The following is a 2,500-nucleotide window of genomic DNA, read 5'->3' on the forward strand; positions in this document are numbered from 1 at the left end:
CAAACAGTCTCATAGCTCAGCTGGTTAGAGCGCTACACTGATAATGTAGAGGTCGGCAGTTCGAGTCTGCCTGAGACTACTTTTTCAAACTGTGAGGTTTGAAAGCATGTTCATTAAAATAATAGGAAATTTTAGAAGTTGAGAATTCTAATCATTTTAATTCTGAATTCATAGTTCTGAATTTCGACAAATGGGGGATTAGCTCAGCTGGCTAGAGCGCCTGCCTTGCACGCAGGAGGTCAACGGTTCGACTCCGTTATTCTCCACTACTCCTTAAGACATTTTTGGGATAGGTAATTTAAACAATCAGGATTGCGCAAGCATTTTTCGTTTAGTTATCATCGAGACTATGTTGTTATTATAGGAAAAACGTTCATTGACATATTGGGAAATAAAGAATACGAGAAACATTAGGTACTTGTAAGGAATTACAAGTGCAAAAGAATAATTATAATAAAAGTTTTGTTCTTGCATATCGGCAAGAATAAGATTTGAGCAAATTAGGTAAAAGCACATAAGCTAAATAAGGGCGTATGGGGAATGCCTAGGCTCTCAGAGGCGAAGAAGGACGCGATAAGCTGCGAAAAGCTGCGGGGATTGGCACATACAAATTGATCCGCAGGTATCCGAATGGGGCAACCCACTATATTGAAGATATAGTATCCTGTAAAGGAGGCGAACCCGGGGAACTGAAACATCTAAGTACCCGGAGGAGAAGAAAACAAAAGTGATTGCGTAAGTAGCGGCGAGCGAACGCGCATTAGCCCAAACCGGTCTGTTTACGGACAGGCCGGGGTTGTAGGACTGCGATATTGGTTGTGTAATGAATTAGAACAAGTTGGAAAGCTTGGCCAAAGAAGGTGATAGCCCTGTATAAGTAAAGATCATAAACCATAGCAGTATCCTGAGTAGTGCGGGGCACGTGAAACCCTGTATGAATTTGGCGGGACCATCCGCTAAGGCTAAATACTCCTGAGAGACCGATAGTGAACCAGTACCGTGAGGGAAAGGTGAAAAGAACCGTGAATAACGGAGTGAAATAGATCCTGAAACCATACGCTTACAAGCGGTCGGAGCCTTTAGGGGTGACGGCGTGCCTTTTGCATAATGAGCCTACGAGTTACCGTTGCCAGCAAGGTTAAGTCTTTAAGAGATGGAGCCGTAGCGAAAGCGAGTCTTAATAGGGCTAGTATAGTTGGTAGTGGTAGACGCGAAACCGTGTGATCTACCCTTGGGCAGGTTGAAGCTGTGGTAACACATAGTGGAGGACCGAACCCGTTGACGTTGAAAAGTCTTGGGATGACCTGAGGGTAGGGGTGAAAGGCCAATCAAACTCGGAAATAGCTCGTACTCCCCGAAATGCATTTAGGTGCAGCGTTGATTTAAAGTTTTATAGAGGTAGAGCTACTGATTGGATGCGGGGGCTTCACCGCCTACCAATTCCTGACAAACTCCGAATGCTATAAAATGTTGATCAGCAGTGAGGGCATGGGTGCTAAGGTCCATGTCCGAGAGGGAAAGAACCCAGACCATCAGCTAAGGTCCCCAAATGTATATTAAGTTGAAATAACGCGGTTGAACTGCCCAGACAGCTAGGATGTTGGCTTGGAAGCAGCCATTCATTTAAAGAGTGCGTAACAGCTCACTAGTCGAGCGGTTCGGCATGGATAATAATCGGGCATAAATATACTACCGAAGCTATGGATTTACAGTTTAGAATTGTAAGTGGTAGGGGAGCATTGTAACAAAGCTGAAGGTGAGTCGTGAGGCTTGCTGGATTGGTTACAAAAGAAAATGTAGGCATAAGTAACGATAATGCGGGCGAGAAACCCGCACACCGAAAGACTAAGGTTTCCTCAGCTATGCTAATCAGCTGAGGGTTAGTCGGGACCTAACGCGACCCCGAATGGGTTAGTGGATGGACAACAGATTAATATTTCTGTACCTGCCCCACGTTAAACGTGACGGAGGCGAAAAGTTAGTGCGTACTGACGGAATAGTACGTTGAAGCCAGTGGTAACACGGCGATAGTACACAAAAGCTTCGGCCGGCGTGATAATCTAGCAAATCGACTTCCAAGAAAAGCAAGTGGTGGCAGCCCGTACCGTAAACCGACACAGGTAGTTGGGATGAGAATTCTAAGGTGCTCGAGAGATTCATGGTTAAGGAACTAGGCAAAATCGACCCGTAACTTCGGGAGAAGGGTCGCCCATCTTCGGATGGGCCGCAGTGAAGAGGTCCAGGCGACTGTTTATCAAAAACACAGGGCTCTGCTAAATCGAAAGATGATGTATAGGGCCTGACACCTGCCCGGTGCTGGAAGGTTAAGAGGAGATGTTAGCTTCGGCGACGCATTGAATTGAAGCCCCAGTAAACGGCGGCCGTAACTATAACGGTCCTAAGGTAGCGAAATTCCTTGTCGGGTAAGTTCCGACCTGCACGAATGGTGCAACGATCTGGACACTGTCTCAACCATGAGCTCGGTGAAATTGTAGTATCG

2 tRNA genes and 1 rRNA gene (1 of these 3 only partly in view) are annotated in these 2,500 nt (G+C 46.0%); all 3 read left to right on the forward strand.

Annotation, left to right across the window (positions count from 1 at the left end):
- Positions 1 to 5 precede the first annotated feature (5 nt).
- Positions 6 to 79, forward strand: a tRNA-Ile gene (locus BC962_RS16170).
- A 113-nt stretch (positions 80 to 192) separates the two neighbouring features.
- Positions 193 to 266, forward strand: a tRNA-Ala gene (locus BC962_RS16175).
- A gap of 245 nt (positions 267 to 511) precedes the next feature.
- Positions 512 to 2,500, forward strand: a 23S ribosomal RNA gene (locus BC962_RS16180); it runs 849 nt beyond the window's last position.

It is taken from the genome of Gillisia mitskevichiae (genome assembly GCF_003634585.1).
In the GTDB taxonomy this organism is placed as follows: Bacteria; Bacteroidota; Bacteroidia; order Flavobacteriales; family Flavobacteriaceae; genus Gillisia; species Gillisia mitskevichiae.